The 1,314-nt window shown below is 26.4% G+C and carries 1 protein-coding gene; it reads right to left on the bottom strand.

The window, feature by feature from the left end; all coding sequences use genetic code 11:
* Window positions 1–698, bottom strand: a 698-nt coding sequence (locus K324_RS0109680; protein ID WP_026748940.1) for a POTRA domain-containing protein, incomplete at its 3' end; no start/stop codon positions are given.
* Window positions 699–1,314 lie beyond the last annotated feature (616 nt).

The raw sequence follows: 1,314 nt of genomic DNA, 5'->3' as shown, positions 1-1,314 counted from the left end.
ATTCCGACAGTATATTTATTCTTTAATCTATTTTTTACTTCAATTCTTGAATAGTTTTCCTTTCTTCCAGGAAGAACTTCCATAGTCATATTGTTTGCATTGATTGAGTTAAAATTGTCAGTTGCCGTGTCAATGTCCCTGATATTAAAGATTTTTCCCTTGTTCTTTGAAAACATAAAAAATTCCTTATACTTATCAAGCCCATTGCCGGAATTGATCCTTATATCCTCAATTCTACCAGCAACAATTTCCAAATTTAAAGTCCCAGTGGTTAAATCATTATTTTTGTCAAAATTTACAGTAGATGTAGTATATCCTTTAGAAATTAGTTTATTTGTAAGATCTGTGAGAAGGTTTCTAATGTCATTGGAACTTAGTTCAAGATAGACATATTTTCCAATAATTTTATTTCTTTCCCTTTGAGACAGCAGCTTGTCATTGTCTTTTATATTGACTGATTTAATTAAGAATTTATTAGAATTCAAATTACTATTTTCAATATCCTTATCAATCTGAGGCTTAGGGTTGTCAAACTTTGTATTCTCAAACTCCTTCTGCATTTTCTCCTGCTGCTGCCTGATTCTCTCCTGTTCAAGCTGTCTCTGCTGAATATCAATGATCCTGTTAGCCTCATTGACTGGAGCTGGAAAGGCAAGATTTACAAGTAAAAAAACACAACAACTTACTATTTTTTTCATAAATTTTTACACCTCCTTTTTTTAATTAAAGATTAAATAATTCTAACACAAATTAAAAAAAAATGCAAATAAAAAACGTTTTTAAAGAAACAGTATTTTAGATGAGAATATTATTAATATATATTCATATAGAGGCATATGAGGGTAAATTTGACTATGAAATAAGTTTGTAGTGTAAAAGGTTGGATAATTAGAAAAAATTGCTTAAAATGGCTTATATTAGCAAATTTTAAATTTATAAAAAGTGTATATACATCGTATTCCCCTTTTTTGATATAAAAATAACTTTTTACGAGTGATATAAATTTATTAAGTATGTTAGTTTGATATATCGAAATGTAGTGAAATATACTATAAATAAAGGTTTATTATGATAAGGGTACCTTTTGTAACATATAGGGGTACTTTTTGTAACAATGAAAAATTTAAAAATCAATTCTTTTAAAAAAATATTTTAAAAGATTTTTATATCTTTTAAAATATTTTATATCTTTTAGGTGTTCACAAACACTTATAAATATTAAGTTTGAGAGCTAATAAAAGTATCATTTTGGGAGATTAAAACAACATTTTGGGAATTAAAAGTATCGTTTTGGGAGATTAAAAACAACATTTT

Source organism: Leptotrichia trevisanii DSM 22070 (genome assembly GCF_000482505.1).
GTDB classification, from domain to species: domain Bacteria; phylum Fusobacteriota; class Fusobacteriia; order Fusobacteriales; family Leptotrichiaceae; genus Leptotrichia; species Leptotrichia trevisanii.
The sequence above is the reverse complement of the archived record's forward strand: the minus strand, read 5'-3'. Positions and strand labels throughout refer to the sequence as shown.